General features: G+C 43.2%; 27 protein-coding genes and 1 tRNA gene. 24 read left to right on the top strand and 4 right to left on the bottom strand.

What is annotated here, in order from left to right; all coding sequences use genetic code 11:
• Positions 1-98 precede the first annotated feature (98 nt).
• The 11 genes from pcnB to A391_RS0103790 all read left to right on the top strand — a co-directional run bounded on the left by pcnB (position 99) and on the right by A391_RS0103790 (position 8,636).
• Entirely contained in the window at positions 99-1,541 is a 1,443-nt protein-coding gene (gene pcnB / locus A391_RS0103840; RefSeq protein WP_019897470.1) for a polynucleotide adenylyltransferase PcnB, read from the top strand.
• Positions 1,538-2,032, top strand: a complete 495-nt coding sequence (gene folK / locus A391_RS0103835) for a 2-amino-4-hydroxy-6-hydroxymethyldihydropteridine diphosphokinase (protein ID WP_019897469.1) — start codon at positions 1,538-1,540, stop codon at positions 2,030-2,032. The genes pcnB and folK overlap by 4 nt, the downstream gene beginning before the upstream one ends.
• Positions 2,033-2,035: 3 nt before the next feature.
• On the top strand, positions 2,036-2,683 hold the full coding sequence (locus A391_RS0103830; protein WP_019897467.1) for a deoxynucleoside kinase: 648 nt from the start codon (positions 2,036-2,038) through the stop codon (positions 2,681-2,683).
• A 19-nt stretch (positions 2,684-2,702) separates the two neighbouring features.
• Positions 2,703-3,515, top strand: a complete 813-nt coding sequence (gene panB / locus A391_RS0103825; protein ID WP_019897465.1) for a 3-methyl-2-oxobutanoate hydroxymethyltransferase — start codon at positions 2,703-2,705, stop codon at positions 3,513-3,515.
• A gap of 21 nt (positions 3,516-3,536) precedes the next feature.
• On the top strand, positions 3,537-4,388 hold the full coding sequence (gene panC / locus A391_RS0103820) for a pantoate--beta-alanine ligase (protein WP_019897463.1): 852 nt from the start codon (positions 3,537-3,539) through the stop codon (positions 4,386-4,388).
• A 45-nt stretch (positions 4,389-4,433) separates the two neighbouring features.
• The gene (gene panD / locus A391_RS0103815) at positions 4,434-4,814 is read left to right on the top strand and encodes an aspartate 1-decarboxylase (RefSeq protein ID WP_019897462.1); all 381 of its coding nucleotides are present in this window, start codon (positions 4,434-4,436) and stop codon (positions 4,812-4,814) included.
• Positions 4,815-5,204 (top strand): ribosome silencing factor, encoded by a 390-nt coding sequence (gene rsfS / locus A391_RS0103810; RefSeq protein WP_019897460.1) that lies wholly within the window; start codon positions 4,815-4,817, stop codon positions 5,202-5,204.
• Positions 5,205-5,300: 96 nt separating this feature from the next.
• Positions 5,301-5,768: a 23S rRNA (pseudouridine(1915)-N(3))-methyltransferase RlmH gene (rlmH, locus tag A391_RS0103805; protein ID WP_019897458.1), complete on the top strand. Its 468-nt coding sequence runs from the start codon at positions 5,301-5,303 to the stop codon at positions 5,766-5,768.
• A 139-nt stretch (positions 5,769-5,907) separates the two neighbouring features.
• The gene (locus A391_RS0103800) at positions 5,908-6,165 is read left to right on the top strand and encodes a hypothetical protein (protein ID WP_019897457.1); all 258 of its coding nucleotides are present in this window, start codon (positions 5,908-5,910) and stop codon (positions 6,163-6,165) included.
• A gap of 88 nt (positions 6,166-6,253) precedes the next feature.
• The gene (locus tag A391_RS0103795; RefSeq protein WP_019897456.1) at positions 6,254-7,681 is read left to right on the top strand and encodes a cryptochrome/photolyase family protein; all 1,428 of its coding nucleotides are present in this window, start codon (positions 6,254-6,256) and stop codon (positions 7,679-7,681) included.
• Between the two features lie 220 nt (positions 7,682-7,901).
• Entirely contained in the window at positions 7,902-8,636 is a 735-nt protein-coding gene (locus A391_RS0103790; protein ID WP_019897455.1) for an MlaA family lipoprotein, read from the top strand.
• Positions 8,637-8,944: 308 nt separating this feature from the next.
• Here the strand turns inward: A391_RS0103790 and pmbA are convergent, their stop codons facing one another.
• The gene (gene pmbA, locus A391_RS0103785) at positions 8,945-10,285 is read right to left on the bottom strand and encodes a metalloprotease PmbA (protein ID WP_019897454.1); all 1,341 of its coding nucleotides are present in this window, start codon (positions 10,283-10,285) and stop codon (positions 8,945-8,947) included.
• Between the two features lie 66 nt (positions 10,286-10,351).
• Between pmbA and yjgA the strand changes: the two genes are divergently transcribed.
• Together yjgA and A391_RS0103775 are read left to right on the top strand one after the other, a co-directional pair.
• Positions 10,352-10,921: a ribosome biogenesis factor YjgA gene (gene yjgA, locus A391_RS0103780; RefSeq protein WP_019897453.1), complete on the top strand. Its 570-nt coding sequence runs from the start codon at positions 10,352-10,354 to the stop codon at positions 10,919-10,921.
• 107 nt (positions 10,922-11,028) lie between these two features.
• Positions 11,029-11,259, top strand: coding sequence for a sulfurtransferase TusA family protein (locus A391_RS0103775; protein WP_019897451.1), 231 nt, complete (start codon positions 11,029-11,031; stop codon positions 11,257-11,259).
• 204 nt (positions 11,260-11,463) lie between these two features.
• Here the strand turns inward: A391_RS0103775 and A391_RS0103770 are convergent, their stop codons facing one another.
• Together A391_RS0103770 and A391_RS0103765 are read right to left on the bottom strand one after the other, a co-directional pair.
• The gene (locus tag A391_RS0103770; RefSeq protein WP_019897450.1) at positions 11,464-12,690 is read right to left on the bottom strand and encodes an IS256 family transposase; all 1,227 of its coding nucleotides are present in this window, start codon (positions 12,688-12,690) and stop codon (positions 11,464-11,466) included.
• Between the two features lie 85 nt (positions 12,691-12,775).
• Complete coding sequence (locus A391_RS0103765) at positions 12,776-13,558, bottom strand: PDZ domain-containing protein (protein ID WP_019897449.1); 783 nt, start codon at positions 13,556-13,558, stop codon at positions 12,776-12,778.
• A 63-nt stretch (positions 13,559-13,621) separates the two neighbouring features.
• Between A391_RS0103765 and mog the strand changes: the two genes are divergently transcribed.
• The 4 genes from mog to A391_RS0103745 are packed head-to-tail and all read left to right on the top strand — an operon-like array spanning position 13,622 to position 16,145.
• The gene (gene mog / locus A391_RS0103760; protein WP_029143974.1) at positions 13,622-14,221 is read left to right on the top strand and encodes a molybdopterin adenylyltransferase; all 600 of its coding nucleotides are present in this window, start codon (positions 13,622-13,624) and stop codon (positions 14,219-14,221) included.
• Between the two features lie 22 nt (positions 14,222-14,243).
• On the top strand, positions 14,244-15,194 hold the full coding sequence (thiL, locus tag A391_RS0103755) for a thiamine-phosphate kinase (protein ID WP_019897446.1): 951 nt from the start codon (positions 14,244-14,246) through the stop codon (positions 15,192-15,194).
• A complete protein-coding gene (locus tag A391_RS0103750; protein ID WP_019897445.1) occupies positions 15,187-15,684 on the top strand; it encodes a phosphatidylglycerophosphatase A family protein in 498 nt (165 codons plus the stop codon). Before thiL ends, A391_RS0103750 begins: the two co-directional genes overlap by 8 nt.
• Complete coding sequence (locus tag A391_RS0103745) at positions 15,663-16,145, top strand: CinA family protein (protein WP_019897443.1); 483 nt, start codon at positions 15,663-15,665, stop codon at positions 16,143-16,145. Before A391_RS0103750 ends, A391_RS0103745 begins: the two co-directional genes overlap by 22 nt.
• A 4-nt stretch (positions 16,146-16,149) precedes the next feature.
• Here A391_RS0103745 and A391_RS0103740 read toward each other — a convergent pair whose 3' ends face one another.
• Positions 16,150-16,452, bottom strand: coding sequence for a hypothetical protein (locus A391_RS0103740; protein WP_019897441.1), 303 nt, complete (start codon positions 16,450-16,452; stop codon positions 16,150-16,152).
• Between the two features lie 205 nt (positions 16,453-16,657).
• Here A391_RS0103740 and recA point away from each other — a divergent pair, with 205 nt between their 5' ends.
• The 7 genes from recA (at position 16,658) to A391_RS0103705 (ending at position 25,419) form a co-directional block, all read left to right on the top strand.
• Positions 16,658-17,686 carry a recombinase RecA gene (gene recA, locus A391_RS0103735; protein WP_019897439.1) on the top strand — a complete coding sequence of 343 codons (1,029 nt, stop codon included), beginning with the start codon at positions 16,658-16,660 and terminating at the stop codon, positions 17,684-17,686.
• Positions 17,679-18,134 (top strand): recombination regulator RecX, encoded by a 456-nt coding sequence (gene recX / locus A391_RS0103730; RefSeq protein ID WP_019897438.1) that lies wholly within the window; start codon positions 17,679-17,681, stop codon positions 18,132-18,134. Before recA ends, recX begins: the two co-directional genes overlap by 8 nt.
• A 23-nt stretch (positions 18,135-18,157) precedes the next feature.
• Positions 18,158-20,794 carry an alanine--tRNA ligase gene (alaS, locus tag A391_RS0103725; protein ID WP_019897436.1) on the top strand — a complete coding sequence of 879 codons (2,637 nt, stop codon included), beginning with the start codon at positions 18,158-18,160 and terminating at the stop codon, positions 20,792-20,794.
• Between the two features lie 269 nt (positions 20,795-21,063).
• A complete protein-coding gene (locus tag A391_RS0103720; RefSeq protein ID WP_019897433.1) occupies positions 21,064-22,290 on the top strand; it encodes an aspartate kinase in 1,227 nt (408 codons plus the stop codon).
• Positions 22,291-22,365: 75 nt separating this feature from the next.
• A tRNA-Ser gene (locus A391_RS0103715) sits at positions 22,366-22,459 on the top strand.
• Positions 22,460-22,561: 102 nt separating this feature from the next.
• Entirely contained in the window at positions 22,562-24,127 is a 1,566-nt protein-coding gene (locus A391_RS0103710; protein ID WP_019897431.1) for a DUF6538 domain-containing protein, read from the top strand.
• A gap of 698 nt (positions 24,128-24,825) precedes the next feature.
• The gene (locus A391_RS0103705; RefSeq protein ID WP_019897429.1) at positions 24,826-25,419 is read left to right on the top strand and encodes a recombinase family protein; all 594 of its coding nucleotides are present in this window, start codon (positions 24,826-24,828) and stop codon (positions 25,417-25,419) included.
• Positions 25,420-25,544 lie beyond the last annotated feature (125 nt).

The following is a 25,544-nucleotide window of genomic DNA, read 5'->3' as shown; positions in this document are numbered from 1 at the left end:
TTATAACATTCGCTTTTGTATCAGGATGATTTATCAATCCTCCTGATTTTAGAATCAATAATTTTAGATTCAATACTAGGTTAAGCTATAATTTCAACATGATAAGAAAACTGTTCAACAAAATCTTTAAGCCAAAATTAGCAAAAACTGAGCATGAAGCAGCGCTTCGAGCTAAACCAGAGAACGCAAAATCACAACAGAACACACGCCCAATCTTAGGCACAAAGAAATCAACCAAACGAAAAGGTAGCAATACAGACGGCGCTACGATCATTGCACTCAAAAAGCACCAGATAGACCGAAAACTATTAAGTAATGCCGCAATAAAAACCATTGAAGGTCTGCAAAAAGCAGGGTTTGAAGCCTATATTGTTGGTGGCGCTGTGCGAGACCTGCTGCTTAAACGCGTTCCTAAAGATTTCGATGTAGCAACTGATGCGACTCCTGAAGAAGTAAACCGTGTATTTAGACGTTCACGTATCATTGGCAGACGGTTTAGATTAGTACATGTATTGTTTGGTGATGAAACAATCGAAGTTTCTACATTTCGCGGCCATCACGAAGCTAAGGGTGACGCACATACCAACGAAAGCGGCCGCATCATCCGCGATAACGTATTTGGCAGCTTAGAGGAAGACGCCACACGCCGAGACTTTACCGCTAACGCACTTTATTACGACCCAACCAGCGAAGAGGTACTAGACTTTCACCAAGGATTTGCAGATATTCAAGCTGGTATTTTACGCATGATAGGCAAGCCAGAAACACGCTACGCCGAAGACCCTGTGCGTATGTTGCGCGTCGTCAGGTTATCAGCCAAATTAGGACTGCAAATTGACCCAGCCACGATGGCGCCAATCGCAAAAATGGCAGACTTATTAGAAGACGTGCCCCCTAGCCGCCTGTTTGATGAAATGCTCAAACTGTTTCTATCTGGCCACGCAATTGAAAGCGTCGCAGCACTGCGGAAGCAACACCTGCACCATGGCTTACTACCGATGCTAGATGTGGTGCTAGAACAACCAATGGGTGAGCGCTTTGTTATGCTTGCGCTACAAAACACAGACAATCGCATTTTGTCTGGCAAATCAGCCAACCCAAGCTTCTTATTTGCCACCTTGCTTTGGCATGAGGTCTTAGCCACTTGGGAAGTGTATAAAAATGATGGCAACCCACCGATACCTGCACTACACATGGCAATGAGCGAAGTGCTTGCCTCACAAGCGGAGAAACTGGCCATTCATAATCGTTATACTGCAACGATGAAAGAAATTTGGGGCATGCAACCACGCTTTGAACAGCGTTCAGGGAAGCGCCCTTTTGGTTTACTCACACACCCACGCTATCGCGCAGGCTACGACTTCTTACTATTGCGCTGTGAATCAGGCGAACTACCAGCAGAGTTAGGCACATGGTGGACAAGTTTTGCAGAGGCAGACAACGAAACGCGTCAAGCAATGTTGGAAGCAGACACTGCCCCTAAAAAACGTAGAAAAAGAAATCGTAAAAAACCTAGCGGCAACGCGCCATCTGAATCATGATGAAACAGGCATTTGTTGCACTAGGGAGCAATTTAGAAAATCCAAAAGCGCAGGTAGAACAGGCACTCATCGCTTTACGCCATCTACCCGAAACTCGCCTTATAAAACAATCATCACTTTATCAAACAGCACCTGTTGATTGTGTTGTCACTGCACCAGACTTTATTAACGCAGTGGCCGAAATTGAAACTTCACTAGCGCCTGAAGCATTGCTAGATGCCATCCTCGACATAGAAAATCAAGCAGGTAGAGAGCGTCCTTACGTTAATGCACCACGGGTATTAGATTGTGATTTATTGCTGTATGAAGATGTCACGCTAGAGACTAAAAAACTAACCCTACCCCATCCTCGCATGCATACGCGCGGATTTGTTTTATTGCCATTATTTGAAATCGCACCAGATATTTTCATTCCGAATCATGGCAAAATAGCTGCATTCATGACACCTGACCTGTTGTTAGGTATCAAAAAATTACCATCTTCTAGTTAAAACATGAGCATTTTTAATAAATTTCCATATATTGTTGTTGAAGGCCCCATTGGCAGTGGTAAAACCACACTAGCAAAAATGTTAGCTGATAAATTTCCAGTCGATTACCTGTCTGAAAAAGCAGAAGCCAACCCTTTTCTGCCTCGTTTTTATCAGGACGCACAACGCTATGGTTTGCCTACGCAGCTATTCTTTTTGTTTCAGCGTGCGAATCAAATCAAAGACCTGAGTCAGCGAGATATGTTTGCCAAACCAATTGTGGCAGACTTTTTTTTAGAAAAAGATCCAATCTTTGCAAGGTTAAATCTAGACGATGAAGAGTACGCGCTCTACCATCAAATCTACCAACACTTGCAACTGAAGGCACCTAAACCAGATTTAGTGATTTATCTACAAACACCAATAGATGCTTTAATGGAGCGTATTGAAGAACGTAGCGTGAGTTACGAGCAAGACATTCCACGAGAGTACATAGAACGGCTGGCAAATGCCTACAGTGAGTTCTTTCACAACTACGATGCCTCACCAGTGCTGGTTGTCAATAATGAGAAATTAAATATTCTTAAAAATGACAGCTCACTCAATTTACTGTTAAATCGCATCATGCAGATTAAAGGACAACGCGAGTTCTTTAATCCAAACTTTGAATAATTCTTTGAGCTTAACGTACATGACATTAACTAGGCTACATGAAATGGCAGACCGTGACGAGAAAATCGCCATGCTCACCTGCTATGACGCTACATTTGCGAAGTTAATGGAGCATGCAGGGGTTGATATTTTATTAGTGGGCGACTCTCTCGGCATGGTGTTACAGGGTGCTGAAAACACCCTTAATGTCAGCATGCACCACATGACCTACCACACCAAAAGTGTTGCAGCTGGCGCACCTAACGCCTTGATTATTGCAGATATGCCTGTGGGTAGTTATGAGCACGATAACGAAGCTGCATACAAAAATGCCTTATGGTTAATCCGCTCTGGCGCACAAATGGTGAAATTTGAGGGTGGCGGTGATCGTGTCCAAACAGCACGTTATCTGATTGATCGAGGCATTCCAGTCTGTGCGCACCTAGGCTTTACGCCGCAATCTGTGAATCAACTAGGCGGCTACAAGATACAAGGTAAAACAGAAGAAAGCGCCCATCAAATCACGCAAGATGCCATCGACATGAGTAATGCCGGCGTTAGTTTAATTGTGCTAGAAATGGTACCAGCTACGTTGGCTAAACATATCACCGAATCTATCAAAGCACTTACCATTGGCATTGGTGCTGGTGTAGATTGTGATGGGCAGGTACTAGTTATCCAAGATTTACTTGGTATTTATAATGGCGCAGCCAGCAAACAACCTCATGAATTTAAAGCACCTCGTTTTGTGAAAAATTTTTTATGTGAAACGAATAGTGTTAAGCAGGCTGTTAGCAATTATGTCAACGCTGTCAAAAGCAAAACATTCCCAACGCCTGAGCATAGTTACTAAATTATTACTTAGCAAAGAACCATGCAACGCATCCACACTGTTAAAGAACTCAGAAGCTCCTTAAAAACACAAAATAACATTGCGTTCGTCCCAACCATGGGCAACTTGCACGATGGTCATATTGCGCTTATTAGCCTTGCCAAAGAACATGGGGATTTTGTAGTAGCAAGTATCTTTGTGAATCCACTTCAATTTGGCCCAAATGAAGATTTAGCTAACTATCCGCGCACACTAGAAGCGGATTGCAAAAAACTGACAGATGCTGGTGCAGATATTGTATTTATTCCCAGTGTTCAAGAAATGTATCCAGATTTTGATGGTGAGCGTTTGAACCAAACGATGACCATCACTCCGCCACCCGTCGCAGCAGAGCTATGTGGCGCCTCACGCCCAGGCCATTTTTCAGGGGTAGCCACCGTTGTGATGAAATTATTTAATTTGGTGATGCCACAAATTGCAATATTTGGTAAAAAAGACTTTCAGCAAGTCTTTGTGATTAAAGAGCTGGTCAGACAATTTAATTTACCAATTCAGATTATTGCCGGCGACACAGTGCGTGAAGCCAGCGGGCTAGCCATGAGCTCGCGTAACGGCTATTTAACACCAGCTCAAAAAGCAGAAGCGACACAACTATACCAGTGTCTGGTTAACATTGTGCACGCAGTCAAACAAGGCAATACCCGCTTTACAGATTTAGAGCAGGCTGCATCACAAACACTCACGCAACAAGGCTGGCTAGTAGACTATATATCAGTACGCACAGCTAGCACATTAAAGCTCGCAACGAACCAAGATAACGAACTTATTGTCTTAGCTGCTGCGAAACTAGGGAGCACAAGACTCATTGATAATATTGATTTTTGCGCTAAGTGATTGAAAAGACTATAATGCAATCCCTTTTGAAAATCGGTTAAGCACATGCAAAGAACCATGCTTAAATCTAAGTTGCACCGCGTACACGTCACGCATTCTGAACTACACTACGAAGGTAGCTGTGCGATAGATGAAGAATTGCTAGAAGCGGCAAACATTCACGAATACGAGCAAATCAGTATTTACAACGTCACCAATGGTGAGCGTTTCTCTACTTATGCGATTCGTGCTGAACGCCACTCTGGCATTATCTCGGTGAACGGTGCTGCCGCACACAAGGCAGACCCTAAAGATATTATTATTATCGCAAGTTACGCGAGTTACAGTGAAATTGAGCTCGAAAAATTTACCCCAACATTAATTTATGTGGATCAAGAAAACCGCATAAAATCTCAACGCAATGCAATACCAGCACAGGCCGCTTAAATGACACAAGACACCCCGAAAGCCGCTTCTAAGAATTTAGACTTAGAGGCCATGAAAAACGCAGTAGTTGATGCAATTGAAGATATTAAAGGTTTTGATATCAGCGTCATGGATGTGCGTAAGCTCACCAGCATGACAAACTATATGATAGTCGCTTCAGCAAACTCTAGCCGCCAGGCCAAAGCTGTTGCAGATAACGTCAGAGAAAAAATCAAAGAAAAAGGCTTCGCGATCCGTGGCACTGAAGGCGAAAAAGAAGGGGAATGGGTGTTGGTTGACTTAGACGATATCGTTGTCCATATCATGGTACCTGCTACCCGAGCTTATTATAATCTTGAGCAATTATGGGGCGAGGCAGAATCACGCCGCAGTCACATTAAACCAGTGTAAGTGATTTAAAACACCCTGTGCCATTTGGTGCAGGGAGGCACGTTCCTTGCATCAAAGTGTTATCCCCCATCATATTCTAGCCATCACTTAAGCCACTTGAAACTTCGGATTATTTCTGTAGGTCACAAAATGCCAAGCTGGGTAGAAACAGCTTGTGCAGAATACATTAAGCGCATGCCGCGCGAACTTAGCATTGAAATGATTGAAATCAAACCTGATAAACGCGCAGATGGTAAAAACAGTGCGGTTGTCCAAGAGGCCGAGGCAAAAAGAATTCTTGAAGCCGCCGGCAAAGACTTCTTAGTTATCTGCGACGAACGTGGGCAAGAGGTCACCACGCTACAACTTGCGGAAAAAATGAAGTTTTGGCAAACACTAGGTAAAGATATCAGTATTGTTGTAGGTGGTGCAGATGGCATTCACGCCAGCCTTAAGCAACAAGCCAATTGGCTTTGGGGTTTATCCAAACTCACCCTACCCCACGCTTTTGTCCGCGTACTACTATGCGAACAACTTTACCGTGGACACTCCGTAATTCAAAATCATCCCTACCATCGAGAATAAAGCATTAAGCTTCTGGCATGCTTAATGCTTTGGATTAGAGTATCAATCATATAAGCGCCTAATTTCACTTACAAATGCACCATAAAAATGCATTTGTTGAGTGATCAGCACTTTTTTAGAATAATTCTCTGGGATCATTATGGATAATCAATGTTTAGTTGTATTGTCAAAATTCTCTGTTGCGGCTAGAAAAATAATTGGTGCAGTCAACCCAGCCAAACTGATTAAAGACCCAAAATATGCGACGGAAGTTTTTGAGCAGGTCGACGCACTTGGTGATGAGGAACTAATTCTTTTATCACTGGATCTACAGCTGTTACTTGGTTTACTTACCCCTTCAAGCAACGAAGCCAAACCAGCAACACCCGGAAAATATATGATGGGTGCAAGAAGCTAAACAAAACTCAATGGCGCATTAACGTCATTCAACAGCGTAGCTGCAAGTGGGGTAAAATCACTGTAATTTAACGAATGGCTTACCCCGCATGCAATACTCAAAATCTCTTGTTTGGTTTCGTCGTGATCTACGCGATTATGACCATGCAGCGCTTTACCACGCACTCAAGGCATCACAACAAGTCTATTGCACCTTCATTTTTGACACAGAGATATTAAATCAGCTATCCAATAAGGCTGACCGTCGCGTAGAGTTTATTTGGGAAAGCGTCAAAGAGCTCAAAGCCTCACTTCAAAAAAATGGAGGGGACTTAATCGTCTTGCATGGCAGCGCAGCCAATGAGATTCCGCAATTAGCACTTACTTTAGAAGTGCAGGCGGTATTCACCAACCACGACTATGAGCCTAGTGCGATTACACGTGACAACAAAGTAGCACAACAACTACAAACCAATAGCATTAATTTCCATCATTACAAAGACCAAGTTATTTTTGAAAAAGATGAAGTCTTAACGATGGCTCACAAGCCATATAGTGTATTCACTCCATACAAAAATATGTGGCTAAAAAACGTTAACGACTTTTATCTTAGACCTTATCCAGTAGATACCTACTTAAATAACCTCGCCAAAACTCAACCAGAAACCTTACTAAATCTTGAGTCACTAGGTTTCCAACGCACGAACTTATCCAATATGCGCCTTCCTACAGGTATGAGTGGAGCGGCATCACTGTTTTCAGATTTTGTGGATCGTATAAAACATTACAAAGAAGCACGAGACTATCCTGCAATTAAAGGTGTATCTTATCTATCGGTGCATCTGCGCTTTGGCACAATCTCGATTAGACAACTAGCAAGAACCGCATTACAAATCGGTGGACTAGGGGCAGAAACTTGGGCATCGGAGCTCATCTGGCGTGATTTTTACTTCCAAATACTGCACCACCACCCACAACTTCAAACAGGCAAATCCTTTAAACCTGAATTTGAGGCTATCCCATTCCCTAACGACACAAATCTCTTTACTGCATGGTGTGAAGGAAAAACGGGTTATCCGCTTGTAGATGCTGCAATGAGACAACTCAATAATACAGGCTTTATGCATAATCGCCTCAGGATGGTCGCTGCCAGCTTTTTAGTCAAAGACCTACTCATAGACTGGCGCTGGGGTGAACGTTACTTCGCAGAAAAACTGATTGATTTTGACTTCAGTGCTAATAATGGAGGCTGGCAATGGGCAGCCTCTACCGGTTGCGATGCTCAGCCATGGTTTAGAATTTTTAATCCAATCACCCAAAGTGAGCGCTTTGATGCAAATGGTAAATTCATTCGCAAATATGTCACTGAATTAGTAAACTGTAATGATAAAGAAATTCACGCGCCGTGGCTTATGTCGGCAGAGCGACAATCCACGATCAAAATCATCATTGGACAAGATTATCCCCAACCAGTTGTTGACCACGCCACTCAACGCGAACGAGTACTGGGGCTATATAAACACATGACAATTAACTAGTGCTTGATAAGATAAATCTAAAAGATATTTGCAGTAATATTGTCGCAAATATCATGAATTTGGCGCAAAATAGACCGCTGAATATTTGTTGCATAAATGTAACAAATAGTTTAATTTACAAACGTTAACAATCTGCATGAGTAGCTATCCATATTTAGTTGTAAATAAATTGGTATAATGGCCCCACATTCGATAATGTCATTCAATAAGAAACATAAAAATGCATAAAAAAATATTCTCTTTATTCGCCACCTGTGTACTTATTGTGATGGTGACTGGTTGCGCATCTCAGGCAAATAAAGACCCATTAGAAAGCATTAACCGTGGTGTTTATAAGTTTAACGATGTGACAGACAAAGCAGTTTTCAAACCTGTCGCAACTGCTTATAAAACGGTGACACCATCACCTGTCCGCACAGGCGTTAATAACTTTTTCAACAATCTAGGTTCAGTCACCAACATTCTGAACAATTTGTTTCAGTTTAAATTTGCCAACGCATTTAGCGAAACAGGTAGATTTGTCATCAACAGCACTTTTGGCTTAGCTGGCTTAATTGATGTAGCCGGTATGGACAAAATTCCTGTTCACAAAGAAGATTTTGGACAAACGTTAGGCTACTGGGGCGTTGGATCTGGCGCTTACTTAGTGTTGCCGTTCGTCGGCCCATCGAGCGTTCGTGATACGGCTGGCTTAATTGTTGATACAACAACATCAGACCCCATCACCTATACACACAATATTGGTGAGATTCGCCTGCATAACCAATTACGTACCGCACAATTTATAGACAAACGTACAGAACTACTTGATGCAAAAGACTTAGTTGATGATGCATCCCTTGACCCATATGCATTCATGCGTGACGCTTATCTACAAAGACGTGCAAGCCTGATTCAAGATGGTTTAGTGCCAACAGATCTGATTAAAGACGAGTTCTTTGAAGAAGAGAAGTAAATAGTCACTTAACTAAAAAGCCCACTACGTAGTGGGCTTTTTAGTTTTTGGAGAGTGAAAATGAAGTAAATGCCTACAGAGCTAACATCTGACATCGCAGCTTACTATAAAGTCCTAAGGGAAATGCGAAAACGAACTACTAACAGGCTCAAATCGGTAAAGGTTTTGCGTGGATATATGTGCTAAGCCCGCATATGGCTTGCCCGTAGAATATATGCGCTGAAGCGCATTATTCATACGTCAAAGCACATTATTCACACGCCTAAACCGCAAGGGTCTTGTCCGTGGAATATATGCGCTGAAGCGCATTATTCACACGCCACAGTCATGCGCTCAATTAGGATAGATCCTACTTGTTTCGAACCTTGTATCAGTACATCGTTCCCAACCGCCACAATCATTTTCAGCATCTCAGCCATATTGCTCGCTATCGTAATCTCTTCAACAGGATGCACAATCACGCCATTCTCCACCCAATAACCAGCTGCACCACGCGAGTAGTCACCAGTCACCATATTCAGGCCATGACCCAACAGCTCAGTAACTAGCAAGCCTGTGCCCATTTCCTTTAATAATCCAGCTAAATCTAGCCCTCCAGACTGCACGATTAAATTATGGTTACCACCAGCATTGCCAGTAGTTTTCAAGCCCAGCTTCCTAGCAGAGTAACTAGAAAGCACATAGCCCTGTAAAACGCCATCTTTGACCAACTGGCGCGACATAGTCGACACACCTTCATTATCAAACGGACTGCTTGCTAGACCTTTTTTAATATGAGGCTCTTCATTAATGTTTAATAAAGGTGATGCTATTTGCTGTCCTAAGCTGTTTAGCAAAAATGAAGATTTACGATATAAGTTACCACCAGAGACTGCACTAATTAACGTTGAAATTAAACCACTTGCTAGCGGTGCTTCAAATAGCACTGGTACCTGACAAGTTTTTATTTTCCGAGAATTTAGACGCTTAACCGTACGTTCACCAGCAAGCGTACCAATTTCTATAGCTGATTGCAGGTCTTCTGGTGCACGTGCTGTGGCATACCAATAATCACGCTGCATACTATCGCCGGACTCAGCAATCACCGAACAACTAATTCCATGGCGTGAACTCGGATAGCCTCCAGTGAATCCATGGCTATTGCTATAAGCAAAAAATCCGGTGCCTGTTGATACACTCGCTCCCTCAGAGTTGTTAATCCGTGTATCTACCGCTAAAGCGGCCTCTTCACATTGTTTAGCAATTAAAACCGCTTCATCAACAGACAGATCCCACGGGTGATGCAAATCGAGATCATGAACATTGCTAGCCATCAAATCAGCATCAGCCAATCCACAGAAATCATCCTTTGCTGTATATTTAGCAATATTACAAGCAGCAGCAACAGTATCTTTGAGGGCTTGTGGAGACAAGTCTGAAGTGCTGGCATGACCTTTTTGTTTCCCAAAATAAACAGTGACCGACATGCCCTTATCACGGTTATATTCAATATGCTCAACTTCCTGCATACGCACAGAAACGTTTTGTCCAATACTCAAGCTCAACTCAGCCTCGGCCTGACTCGCGCCAAGTGTCTTGGCAACTTTAAGCACGTCTTCTGACATCTGCTTAATTTCATCTAATGTATAACTAAAACCCGAATCTGACATAACGCTTTCTACTATAAAAAAATGTACGTTAATAACTCAACTGCATAACTGATATAATACCTCAGCATGAAACCTAAAAAGACAACAATAGATACAGAATTAAGCAACGATGCAAATTTAGATGCAGACTTGCCTACGAGTAAAACAAAACTTAAAGCCGAGGCAGATGCGCAACAAGCGCTTGGTGTACGCTTATCCGAGCTTCCCAAAGATAGACTCATCAAACTTAACCTGCCTGAAGAGCTATTCACGGCCGTGATGGATACCAAAAAAATTACTGCAAATGGTGCAATACGCCGTCATCGTCAATATCTGGGACGCCTGATGCGTGAAGTTGACACTGCGCCGATTATCGAGCAACTATCTCGTTGGGAAGGCAAAAATACCGCTGAAAACGCTTATTTCCACGGGCTAGAGCGCTGGCGCGATCGACTTATCAGCGACGCAAATGCATTATCTGAGTTTATGGCACTGCATCCAACTACTGACAGTCAGCAACTTCGCGCACTTATTCGTAATGCGCAAAAAGAACATCTCGCAAACAAACCTCCTAAAAGTAGCAGAGAAATTTTTAAACTACTTCGTGACATTACTAGCAATGAAACTCCTAAAGATGAAGACGAGTCTGAAGCATAAGCGCTAGACTTGCTGAATATTTAGGCAATCTCGCAACACTTAGAGTCCATCGCATACTGTTGCACTAATATCTGCATCAGTATGTAGCAAACAAGGTGATAATAATCATGACTATAAATTTCAATTCCGTTCTTGATGTACGCCATGAAGACAGCCCAATTCCAACTATCCGCACAAAAGAAGCACTAGATGCCTTACCAAGCGGAGATATACTCAAAGTGATTACTAGTAAAGAAAGTACAATCAGTAATATACGTACGCTAGTAGCAAACAATCAATTCACATTGTTACAAGAGCTTAAAAATGAAGAAGGTTTTGTTTTTCTCATTCAAAAATAGTCAGTATAGGCGCTGATTTATTTCACTCAGTTTAATATTAGAAACCACTCAGCCTCATTACACAGGCTGAGTTAAAATCCCATATAGAGCCATCTTCATTCAGCCTAGTAAAGTGGTATATCCGAAAGCACTCAGTCACTTAAACTAACTGAATCAGGTCCAATTTAATGAGGGTGTCCTGAATTTTGTGTAAACGTCGGTTAATTACTGCTGAGGCATCCTCTCCTCAAATTGAATAGTAAACCTATTTAATGCAGGTTTCCAATCACGCAACGGCATCGTCCATTTCTTGCTGATGTTAATCAGCGCCAAATAGAACAATTTCATCACAGACTCATCGTTCGGAAATGAACCCCGGCTCTTCGTCACTTTACGTAAGCTCATGTTCACCGATTCAATGGCGTTGGTGGTGTAGATGATCTTGCGTATTTCCGGAGGATAATCAAAGAACGGTATGATGCGCGCCCAGTTGTTGCGCCAGGATTGCGCTATCGGTGGATAAGCATCATCCCAGGTTGCTTCAAACTCAGTTAGGTATTGTTCAGCCTCAGCCTCGGTCGCTGCCGTGTAGACACGCTTTAAATCGGCAGCCACAAGGTCACGCTTATTCCAACCCACGTAATTCAGGCTGTTACGCACCATATGCACAATGCAGAGCTGTACCGCAGCTTTTGGATAAACGGCTTCAATCGCTTCAGGAAAGCCTTTTAAGCCATCCACACAGGCAATGAAGATGTCTTGCACGCCGCGATTCTTGAGTTCAGTCACCACGGAGAGCCAGAACTTGGCGCCCTCGGTCTGTGCAATCCATAGCCCCAGCACTTCCTTCTCGCCGTTCATATTGATACCGATAGCAAGGTAAACTGCTTTCGCTCTGACAGCACCGGCATCACGTACTTTGACATGGATGCAATCCAGATACACCACTGGATAAACCGCATCCAGTGGCCGTGACTGCCATTGCTTTACATCATCCACCACCGCATCGGTGACAGTTGAAATAAGTGTAGGTGATATTTCCGTGCCATACATATCGGTGAGGTGTGCCTGGATTTCACGCACTGTCATGCCGCGTGAATACAGTGAGATGATCTTGTCATCAAAGCCTGTCCAGCGGGTTTGGTGTTTAGGAATAAGCTGTGGCTCAAAGCTGCCTTCACGGTCACGGGGAATTTCTATCGGCAGTTCACCAAATTCACCCTTTAAAGTTTTACGGCTTTTACCGTTACGTGCATTGCCGGTGCTATTGGTGACTGGCTCGTGTTTGTCGTGACCAAGGTGATCTGACATCTCGGCTTGAAGCGCACGTTCAACTAATGCTTTGGTGAGTTGTTTGAGAAGACCGTTCTCACCAATCAGGTCTTCTGGTTTCTTATAGTTTGATAGCAGGCTATCAATTAAATCGTTGGGTAAGGCTTTTGGTAACGTCATTTTTTATCCATTTCTGAAAATAGCAGTTTCCTGCAAAATGACGTTTACACAAAATTATTTACACCCTCAATTTAATAAGTTGGTTTTATTTGCGAACATTTAGCTGTGCGATATTTTTCATATCAATATCGCCTCGCTGAAACTCAACTTGCACTTTTTGACCAGCATAACGCTTTACTGCTAGAAATAAGTCATCAGCGCTTTTTAAGCTAACATCACCGAGCTTAAGTAGTGTATCACCTCGAACTAGCCCCATTGATGATGCTGGAGATGATTTAATCACTGCTATCACTTTTAAGCCAGGCAGTTCTTTAGGTGTATCTTCATCAGCACTGGACTGCTTGAGCTTAATAACATGCACACCAAACAAAGGCATAGGCAATTTTGCCCAATAGCTTGCATGGTATAGATATTGTGTAGGCCCATCTTCCAAATCTTTTGGGTCAATTTCTCCACCTTTATTCGCAGCTTCTTTAATGAGTTGTAACTTTGAGCTCGATGCTTGCGCTGACTCATATTTTTGATAAACCATGACAATATCGGCCTTAATTGATTTTGCATGTTGCAAGGCTAGGTCTGATGACGCCTCCATTGACGAAAAGCCTGAGGTACCCATCAAATCATATCCGTCTTCTAACATGGTGATATTGTCATCATCTTTATGATTACCTACAAAAATCTTAGTCTCAGGCTTAGTTTGCAATGATTTCAAATCATTCATATTCTGCCTTTTATAATTTTGCTCATATGGGTTCTGATCCGCGGCATATAGCTGATGAGCAAACATTACTAGACCCAGACTAGCGAGGGAAAACAACATCATCTTTGCTAAATTTCCATATGATTTTTTGGCACGAATAGCTGGCATAAAATATCCTTTGAGTTTGGTAATGGTATGATTCAGTCTTGCTTAAGTACTAGTGACACAAAAATGACCAAAGAATTCATTAAAATCGGATTAGTTTCAATTAGCGACCGTGCAAGTAGTGGAGAATATGAGGACAAAGGTATCCCAAGCCTACGTGCATGGCTAACACAAACACTTACCTCACCATTTACACTTGAGGCTCGACTCATCCCAGACGAACAAGACGAGATCGAATCTACACTAATAGATTTAGTGGACTTTCAAGATTGCCAGCTCATTCTCACTACTGGTGGCACAGGCCCTGCCTTACGTGATGTGACACCAGAAGCAACGCTAGCAGTAGCCGATAAAGAAATGCCTGGTTTTGGTGAACAAATGCGGCAGATAAGCTTAAATTTCGTACCGACAGCTATATTGTCTAGGCAAGTTGCTGTCATTCGCAAGCAATGTTTAATTATTAACTTGCCCGGGCAACCTAAAGCGATTGCACAAACATTGGAAGGCTTAAAAGATGAGGCCGGAAACACGCTAGTACATGGCATATTTGCTGCAGTTCCATACTGTATAGACTTACTTGGCACACCAGATAGCCCAATGCCAAGAATTGAAACCAATGAAGCTATCGTCAAAGCATTCAGACCCAAATCAGCACCAACTGCCTAACACACACTATTGCACAACAAAAATGTCCGAGTTTAATTTAATTGCGAAATACTTCACACGCAATACCAAACATACAGACTTGAGCGTGGGCGATGATGCCGCATTAATTCGTGTAGCGCAAGGTCAACAGCTTGCAATTTCAGCAGATATGCTGGTAGCGGGCACTCACTTCTTTCACGATGCACCTGCCTATAATATTGGCTGGAAATCTTTAGCGGTTAATGTTTCAGACATGGCCGCCATGGGTGCGCTGCCCAAATGGGCAACGCTTGCCATTGCCTTACCTGAAGTTAACGAAACATGGCTTGCAGAGTTCTGCAAAGGATTTTTCGCATGTGCGCAAGCCTTTGATATTGACTTAATTGGTGGCGACACGACAAAAGGCCCATTAACCCTAAGCATACAAATCATGGGGGAAGTTCCAACAGGCAAAGCAATTCAGCGTAGTGGGGCTCAAATTGGTGATGATATTTGGGTGTCGGGGTTGATAGGCAGTGCTGCACTAGGGCTGTCTCACCTTCAAGGCAAAATCGCGCTGACGGAACCCACATTATCTTATTGCATTAATGTGCTAAACGCACCAACACCTCGCGTTGCATTAGGCCTAGCATTACGTGGCGTTGCCAATAGCTGTATTGATATCTCTGATGGCCTAACCGCAGATCTAAGCCATATACTTAAGGCATCCAATTTAGGTGCGAAGCTTACTCTGGAAAATATCAACTGTGACGATTATTTACGTACACATCTAAATGATAGCAACATACAACAGTGCATATTGGCAGGAGGCGACGACTATGAACTACTTTTTACCGCACCTAAATTGCAACGTGACTGTATTCATCAATTAAGTAGTCAGTTACAGCTACCGCTCAGTTTAATTGGTGAAACCACGCCACAATTAGATCTCATTATTACGCATTGTCAAAAAATATTAAATATTACTAAAAAAGGATTTGATCATTTTGGTTAACAAGCATTCACACCCAACGTTCAAATTGTTAATCTCACATCCTGCCCACTTTTTTGCACTAGGGTTTGGTAGCGGCCTTGCCAAGAAAGCCCCAGGCACGTTTGGCACATTGGTTGGACTACCACTATTTTGGCTGATTCACACCTACACATTAACAACGCAATTAACATTAATCACCCTGCTGTTTTTAGTGGGAATTTATTTTTGCGAGAAAACAGGTCAGGCACTAGGCGTATCAGATCATGGCGGCATTGTTTGGGACGAAATCGTCGCTATAATGTTAGTGCTCACTTTCACCATTAATCAATGGCAGTGGTGGTTAGTTGCATTTTTATCATTCAGATTGTTTGACATCTGGAAACCATTTCCAATCCATCAATGCGATGCTCAAGTAAAAGGCGGATTGGGCGTGATGTTGGATGATTTACTAGCTGCTATCTACGCTATATTTTGCCTAAAGGTCTTGGAATGGATAACCACTCAGCTTTAGCAATCAATCTAGGCATTAAGCTTAAGCAACATGGCTACCTATTGGCGCTGGCAGAGTCATGCACAGGTGGCATGGTGGCGCAAGCCGTGACCAGCATTGCAGGGAGCTCAGCATGGTTTGATAGAGGCTTTGTCACCTACAGCAACAACGCCAAAATTGAAATGCTAAACATCTCTAAAACAACATTAGAAACCTTTGGCGCTGTAAGCGAACAAACTGCCGCTGAAATGGCAACAGGCGCTTTAAAAAATAGCCATGCCCATATTGTAGCTAGCATTACCGGCATCGCAGGGCCAGATGGAGGCAGTCCAGAAAAGCCAGTTGGCACAGTATGCTTTGCATGGGTAGGCACTCAGTTACCCATGTTCGCTTGTACTCAGCAATTTTCAGGCAGCCGCTCTGAAATTAGGCAACAAGCCACCGCTTTTCTACTAACAGGGCTTATTGAAAAACTAGCCTAACACACTATCTACGATGACCACCACCATGATGACCATGTCCGCGATGGTGACGATGCCCTGAATAATAATGTCCACCTCTGTACACAACAGCCGGATAAGGCTGATAGGCATAGGGTGCGCCGTGATAAATACGATGCGTTGGATAATACACAACTTGCGGTGCAACATAGTGCGTTACCGCTGGATATGCATAATAACCAGGGCCACCGATATTAATAGACAAACTCACAGAATCACGTGCTTGAGCACTAGACAAAGTAGCAGCGCCTATCGCTAATGCCACTAATAATGAACGAAATACTTTCATTGTCACTCTCCTTAAAATTACACAACTACGCTTACACATAACGAATAACAAAAGATCGCGTTGACTTCACAAGCAAGATTATTATTTATTCGTCATGATTGCCATAAATACACATGGTTAAGCACCGATGAGACTTACGCTAAACTGTAAAATATGGAATAATTGAAAGCTAATTTAAGCACTTCAAAATAAAGGTAAAAACCCAATGGATGATAATAAAGCTAAAGCACTCTCTGCCGCACTTTCACAAATTGAAAAACAATTTGGCAAGGGGTCTATCATGCGCATGGGAGATAGTGATATCGGCGAAGATATTCAAGCCGTTTCAACTGGCTCCCTCGGTCTTGATATTGCTTTAGGTATCGGTGGTCTACCACGCGGCCGTATCGTAGAAATTTACGGACCTGAGTCTTCAGGTAAAACCACACTAACCCTTTCAGTCATTGCACAAATGCAGAAACTAGGCGGCGTTGCCGCATTTATTGATGCAGAGCATGCACTGGATCCACAATACGCAGCTAAATTAGGTGTAAATGTACCTGATCTGTTAATTTCACAACCAGACACTGGTGAGCAAGCGCTTGAAATTGCAGACATGCTCGTGCGCTCAGGCTCAGTAGATATCGTAGTCGTTGACTCAGTGGCAGCACTCACCCCACGCGCAGAAATTGAAGGCGAGATGGGTGACTCACACATGGGCTTACAAGCACGCCTAATGAGCCAAGCACTACGTAAGCTAACAGGTAACATCAAGCGCACTAACACTTTGGTGATTTTCATTAACCAGATCCGTATGAAAATCGGCGTGATGTTTGGCAACCCCGAAACAACAACAGGCGGCAATGCGCTTAAGTTTTACGCTTCTGTACGCTTAGACATTCGTCGTACTGGCGCGATTAAAAAAGGTGATGAGGTCACAGGCTCTGAAACGCGCGTAAAAGTGATTAAAAACAAAGTAGCCCCTCCGTTCAAACAAGCTGAGTTTGACATCATGTACGGCGAAGGCATTTCTCGTTTTGGTGAAATCATCGAGCTTGGCGCTAATATTAAACTGATTGAAAAAGCAGGCGCTTGGTACAGCTACAATGGCGAAAAAATTGGTCAAGGTAAGGAAAATGCAAAAGAGTTCTTGCGTGAGCATCCAGAAATTGCTGCGGACCTAGAGGCTAAGATTCGTGCTAATGCTAAATCATTAAGCGAAGCAATGACTGCACCACGTAGCGAGGATGACTAAAACCTTTGTCGTTAAATCGCTGCGTCAGCGCGCTTTAGATTACTTAGCCAAGCGCGAATATTCTTATATCGAGCTTAGCAAAAAACTAAAAGCCTATGCAGACGAAAATGATGACATCCCTGCTTTACTAGATGACTTTAAAGCAAGGGGATGGCTTTCAGACCAGCGATTTACTGAGCAAATTATTCACGCGAGAAAAGCCAAGTTTGGGTCAGCTAAAATAGCGCATGAATTACGTGAAAAAGGCATTGCAGACCAATTAATTACGGATGCAGTAGAAACGTTAAAATCGACAGAACTGGATAACGCGACTGAAGTGTGGCGTAAGAAATTCAAGGCCTACCCACAAAATCGTGAGGAATGGGCGAAACAAGCAAGGTTTTTACAAAGCCGTGGTTTTGGCTTTGAACTGATTAAAAAAATACTAACCGTTAATGATAACGATTAAACAAGCGATTAAAATTAAACTTTATGACCATACAACTTAGCAGCACCCCAAGCAGCAACGAAATTCGCCAGGCATTTCTTGATTTCTTTGCATCCAAAGGCCACGAGATTGTCAGTTCAAGCTCACTAGTACCGCATGGTGACCCTACCCTATTATTCACCAACGCTGGGATGAACCAATTCAAAGACGTATTTCTTGGCTTTGATAAACGCCCATATACCCGTGCCACTTCAAGCCAAAAATGTGTACGCGCTGGCGGTAAACATAATGACTTAGAAAACGTAGGTTACACCGCACGCCACCATACATTCTTTGAAATGTTAGGTAACTTTAGCTTTGGTGATTACTTCAAAGAAGATGCCATCAAATACGCATGGGAACTGCTTACCGACGTATTCAAACTACCTAAAGATAAGCTAACCGTCACGGTATACGCTGAAGATGATGAGGCTTATGCCATCTGGAATAACATGATCGGCGTGCCTGCAGAGCGCATCATTCGGATCGGCGATAACAAAGGCGCGCGTTACGCATCTGATAATTTCTGGATGATGGGTGACACTGGCCCATGTGGACCATGTACCGAAATTTTCTATGACCACGGCGCTCACCATTTTGGTGGCCCTCCAGGTAGCCCAGATGAAGATGGTGATCGTTACATTGAAATCTGGAACAACGTTTTCATGCAGTTCAACCGTGATGAAGCTGGTGTAATGCACCCATTGCCAAAACCATCGGTAGATACTGGTATGGGCCTAGAGCGTATTTCAGCCGTGCTACAACACGTACACGCCAACTACGAAATCGACTTATTCCAGACCTTAATCGCAGCAGCAGCGCGTGAAACTAAAACGGCAGACTTGAGTAGCCCATCACTCAAAGTGCTGGCTGATCATATCCGCGCCTGTAGCTTCTTAATCGCGGATGGCGTGATTGCAGGTAATGAAGGGCGTGGTTATGTGTTGCGTCGTATTATTCGCCGTGCAATTCGTCATGGCTACAAACTTGGTGTACGCAGCGCGTTCTTCCACAAAATCGTACCGGATCTAGTGGCTGAAATGGGCAGCGCTTATCCTGAACTCACAAGCAACCAAGCACGTATTACAGAGATTTTAAAACAAGAAGAAGATCGCTTCTTTGAAACCATTGAAAATGGTATGGCAATTCTAGAAACTGAGCTTGCCAATACCGCTGCAGTGTTTAATGGTGAAACAGCATTTAAACTTCATGATACTTACGGATTCCCACTCGACTTAACAGCAGATATTTGCCGTGAACGTAACGTTGCCGTTGATACCGATGCATTTAACGCAGCAATGACTCGCCAAAAAGAACAAGCGCGCGCTGCGGGCAAATTCAAAATGGCAACCAACCTTGAATACGACGGCGTTGCGACTAGCTTTCATGGCTATGACAAGCTAGAAACTAATGCAAACATTACCGCTTTATATAAAGATGGCGCCGCAGTCTCTACATTAAAAGAAGGCGAAACTGGCGTTGTGGTCTTAGACAACACCCCATTCTATGCAGAGTCTGGTGGTCAAATCGGTGATTGCGGCGAGTTGCGTGGTGCAAACGGTATTTTTGAAGCTGAAGATACGCAAAAGATTCAAGCAGCAGTATTCGGTCACCATGGCGTGTTAAAAACAGGGTCATTAAATGTTGGTGACCAAGTAACTGCGCGTGTCAACACACAAGCCAGAACCAGCACGATGCGGAATCACTCAGCTACTCACTTGATGCATAAAGCACTACGTGAAGTGTTGGGTGAGCACGTACAACAAAAAGGGTCCTTAGTCGATACAGGTAAAACAAGATTCGACTTTGTGCACACTGCGCCGATGACCGATGATGAAATCGCAAAAGTTGAACAAATCGTTAACGCAGAAATATTAGCTAACGCTGTCTGCCAAGCTCGTGTAATGGACATAGAGTCTGCACAGAAAACTGGCGCGATGATGCTATTTGGGGAGAAGTATGGCGATGAAGTTCGCGTACTAGACATTGGCTCAAGCCGCGAATTATGTGGTGGTACTCACGTAAGCCGCACTGGTGATATCGGCCTATTCAAGATTACATCTGAAGGTGGCGTAGCCGCTGGGGTACGCCGTATTGAAGCGACCACTGGCGAAGGTGCTCTAAATCTCATCAACACACAGCAATCACTCATCTCAAGCTTAGCAAACGACTTAAAAGCACCAGTATCTGAATTAGCAGCTAAAGTTGCACAACTAAGTGATCATGCAAAATCATTAGAAAAAGAGCTAGCACGACTCAAATCGAAACTAGCGTCTTCACAAGGTGATGACTTAGCAACGCAAGCCATTGAAGTCGCAGGTTTCAAAGTGTTATCTGCAACATTAGATGGCGCAGATGCAAACGCACTACGCGAAACGATGGATAAGCTGAAAGACAAACTTAAATCAGCCGCGATTGTGTTAGCCAGTGTAAGCGATGGTAAAGTAAGCCTAGCTGCTGGTGTGACAGCTGATTTAATTAGCAAGATTAAAGCAGGTGAGCTAGTCAACTTTGTTGCAGGTCAAGTAGGTGGCAAAGGTGGCGGTAAGCCAGATATGGCAATGGCAGGCGGCACTGACGCAAGCAAATTACCTCAAGCGCTGGCAAGTGTAGCTGATTGGGTTAAAACTAAAGCGTCTTAAAAGAAATACTTAGCTTTTCTAGTGTCAGTAATTTTTGAAAAACCAGTGCCACTAGCAATGCTAACAAATGTCCTAGTGTGTTGTTATGCAGCCTACACACTGAACATACGATAGATTTTGTATCAAGTCGGTGATGATTGGCTTGTTGATTGAATAACAGTAAAAAGCTATTCAATCACCAGAGAACGCGCTGACCGCATTACCTAACAGGTTGTTGCTGTTAAAATTAAACAAAGTTAATACAGTTAATAAGGTTAAAAGAATATTTTATGGCACTTATTGTACAAAAATACGGCGGCACATCAGTCGCAAATCCAGAGCGCATTAAAAGTCTGGCGGCACGTGTTGCTCGCTATAAAGCGCTAGGCCACCAAATTGTCGTCGTAGTTTCTGCGATGTCTGGCGAAACTAACAGGCTTATCTCATTAGCTAAAGAAATCATGCCAGACCCTGATCCACGTGAACTGGATGTGATGGTTTCAACTGGTGAGCAAGTCACTATCGGCATGACAGCGCTAGCACTGATGGAACTAGGTATTAAAGCAAAAAGCTACACTGGCTCACAAGTTAAAATTCTGACTGATGACTCGCACACCAAAGCGCGCATCTTGAGTATTGATGAACATCATATTAAACAAGATCTTGATGATGGCTATGTGGTCGTGGTCGCGGGCTTCCAAGGCGTAGATGCCAATGGCAACATCACCACACTAGGTCGCGGTGGCTCTGACACCACAGGTGTTGCGCTAGCTGCTGCATTAAAGGCTGATGAGTGCCAAATCTACACAGACGTAGATGGTGTTTACACCACAGACCCTCGCGTAGTGCCTGAAGCACGCCGCCTAGACAAAATCACGTTTGAAGAAATGCTAGAGCTAGCTTCACAAGGCAGCAAAGTGCTACAAATCCGCTCAGTTGAATTTGCAGGCAAATATAAAGTTAAATTACGCGTGCTATCAAGCTTTGAAGAAGAAGGCGATGGCACACTAATCACATTTGAGGAAGAAAATACAATGGAACAACCCGTTATTTCTGGCATTGCCTTTAACCGCGACGAAGCCAAAATCACTGTATTAGGTGTACCGGACAAACCTGGTATTGCTTACCAAATCCTGGGCCCTATCGCTGAAGCAAATGTAGATGTGGATATGATTATCCAAAACACAGGTGCGGATGGTACAACTGACTTCACCTTCACTGTACATAAAAACGAAATGAACAAAGCGCTAAGTATCTTGCGCGACAAAGTTCAAGGCCACATTGGCGCACGTGAGATCAATGGCGACGATAAAATCGCTAAAGTATCTATCGTAGGCGTAGGTATGCGCTCACACGTAGGCATTGCAAGCCAAATGTTCCGCACATTAGCGGAAGAAGGCATCAACATTCAAATGATCTCAACTTCTGAAATCAAGATCGCAGTAGTGGTAGATGAAAAATATCTTGAGCTAGCCGTACGTGTCTTACACAAAGCATTTGAATTAGAAGCAGCATAATTGCAAGTTAACGTTGATTTTTAAAAGCGTTTAGCGTAGTATCACGCCCTCGTAAGAAGCGTAATTGAAGTAAACGGAGAGCTGGCCGAGTGGTCGAAGGCACTTCCCTGCTAAGGAAGCATACGGGCTTAAATCTGTATCGAGGGTTCGAATCCCTCGCTCTCCGCCAAGTCAAATAAAGTACTTGATTTTATTAGAGTTATCATAGAATCAGGTACTTACAACCTACTTTTTCCCAGTGTGTGTTACACCAACCTCAACGAGAGAGATTATGTGTACACATTTAACCCCACGTAATGGCACTTACTATTACCGTCGTAAAGTTCCAGTAAACCTTGTCGAAATCTTTGGTAAAGAGATAATGTTCTCTCTGCGAACTAAGGACAGAGATGCCGCCAAAATTAAAGTCCATAAGTGGGATGTGCATTATGATGTGGCTTTCATCTCAGCCCTTACCCCACTCGAAGAGACACCTGAAAGCACAGAGTCAATACCAGCAACACAAACCATCAAATCAAAGCGTCCTAGGCTCTACGAAGACCTCACGATTGATGATGCAGAAACGTACGCATTCTTGTTTAATAAACGCCTCCGCCTACTTCGAGAGGAGGCCATCACTAATAACTCTTGGCAACAGTTCAATGACTACCTAGAGAATCTAATTGGCAATGCTGAGGAGTATCTGAGAACAGGAGAGCATCCTTTCGAGGATAATCCTGCGCCCATGTGGAAGCTTGAGGCACAGCTTAAGGCAGCGACCTCCCTTCGCAACAACACGAGCATACCCTTCACCGATTCAATGTTCAAAGCTAGCAAGGACATTGTATCCAAAGTTACATCGACACTATCAAGTAAGTTGCTTAGTGAACTTATTAGTAAGTGGGCTAATGAACGCAAGCCTAGTCCCAAGACGGTAGACATCATGACTAGAGTTATCAGTCGCTTCGAGAGCATTGTAGGCAGGCTGCCGATTACAGACATTAAAAAAGTGCATGTGGTTGCATTCAAAGACGGGCTACTAGCAGCAGACTCAAGCATTGCAAATACCAATCAGTATCTATCCCTGCTAAGCACCCTGCTCGGTTACGCAGCATCTCAAGCAATTATTGAAACCAACCCAGCATCAGGCACAAAAATTAAGACGAACGTATCAGCCAGAACGAAGCGAAGTGGGTTCGATTTGGAAGCGCTGAATGCAATCTTTAACTCACCTATTTACATTAGCTCCGATAGACCAAAAGGAGGTAAAGGTGAGGCCGCATTCTGGCTACCGCTCTTAGCGCTTCATACTGGTGCTAGGCTAGACGAATTGTGCCAGCTGCAAGTTGGTGACATTTATCAAGAAAGCTATCAAGATGAGAGCGAGGACTCTCAACAGGCGTGGGTGCTCAGCATCACAGATGAAGGGGAAGGTCAGAAGCTTAAAAATGCCAGTAGCCGAAGACGCGTGCCAATTCATCAAAACTTGATTGCACTGGGCTTCATAGCCTACGTTCAATCCCAAAAAGGTGTGCAGGTATTCCCAGACCTCAAGCCCGCAAGTGCTTATGGCTCATTGAGTGGTAACTGGTCAAAGTGGTTTGGTAATTATTTGCGCAACACCATCAAAGTAGCTGACACCAAGATGGTCTTCCATAGTTTCAGGCACAATTTCAAGGACTATGCCCGAATGGCAGGTATCCCCTCAGATGTACACAACGCAATTACAGGCCACAGTAGCGGTGATGTTGCTGATAATTATGGTTCAGACAAGTACCCTTTACGTCCGCTTGTTGAAGCTATGACTAAGTACAAGGTAACAGGGTTAGTCCTGCCAATGCCAACTAGCAGAGGATAGCTATCACTTAAATGTTCAGCCCCTGCTATAGGATAAGAATCTTCATAATTAATGGGGTGAAGCATGCAAGAATACAACATAAGCATATATCTAGCAGAGTACTTGCGGATGCTCCTTGAGTAATACACCACAAAAAAAATACTACTCTTGCTCTAAGTACTATCAACAAGTTGATAAACAACTAAGTACACTAGAATACCAAAAATAACATATGTAGCAGAGCATAGAAGTGATGCTAGAAGCTACCTAGTATGTAACTCAAAAAGTAAAATCCACGAAACTAATGAAGTACTAAATAAAGAGACTAATCATAAGACTTAAATAGCTCCTATCACTCGATACCAAAAATTGTAATAGCAGTACGTACAGTCACCTCGAGCTAGTGCAAGTACCAACAACCCCCACTACCCCCTAGTAACTGTAGAATAATCTCTTATAGCAATCCAGACTAGTGCCAATAGCTACGCACTCTAAGTAGTTACAAGATACTACAAATACTGCTATCAAGAACGACTAGCATAAGTACTCAGCGCTACTACTAGTTATACACTCTGTTAAGTTAGAGTGTACTCATACGCTACACTCTACGAGTACTTATATACCTCGTATATATGTACCATATAGGTCACATACGCAATTACTTGACACTTGTAACTTTAACTCTTAGACTTTAATTAACACATCGTTAAGGAGTCAGTATGAGTAACATCATAAACACTAAAGGACACACTCTCGGTTACGCTAGAGTTAGCTCTGTTGAACAAGACACTGCAAGACAGCTAGAAGCACTAAATCAACTTGGACTTGATAGATTGTTTGAGGATAAAGCTAGTGGTAAGGATACTAACAGACCTGCACTGAAAGAGGCCATGCTGTATGCAAGAGCTGGAGATACTCTTGTTGTGCATAGCTTAGACAGACTAGCTCGCAATCTGGTAGACCTACTCAATATAGTCGAGGAACTAAACTCGAGAGGTGTAAGTGTTAAGTTCCTCAAAGAGAACCTAGTATTCACAACATCTGAGGCAGACCCGTTCTCTAAACTAACATTACAGATGCTAGGTGCTTTTGCTCAATTCGAGCGCAGCCTTATTAGAGAACGCCAGCGAGAGGGTATCGCCCTAGCTAAAGAAGCAGGTGCTTATCTTGGCAGAAAGCATGCTCTGTCAGATGAGCAGGTTGAAGAGCTAGTATCACTTGACAAGGCCAATCACGGTAAGAACCGTAAGGCTCTCGCTGATAAGTTTGGTATAAGTAGAACTTCTTTGTATCGCTACTTAGAAAGTGTATAAATCACATTACTCAGCGATTGGGTAATAGCGATAGAGTGAATTTTAAAGCGCCTTACTCGTGTAGACTTTTGACTTGATACCGAATCTAAGGCCAATCAAGAATAATCGCTTATAGCGCGTTTCTG

This window comes from Methylotenera mobilis 13 (assembly GCF_000384255.1).
In the GTDB taxonomy this organism is placed as follows: Bacteria; Pseudomonadota; Gammaproteobacteria; order Burkholderiales; family Methylophilaceae; genus Methylotenera; species Methylotenera mobilis_B.
This window is presented reverse-complemented; position numbering and strand designations above follow the sequence as displayed.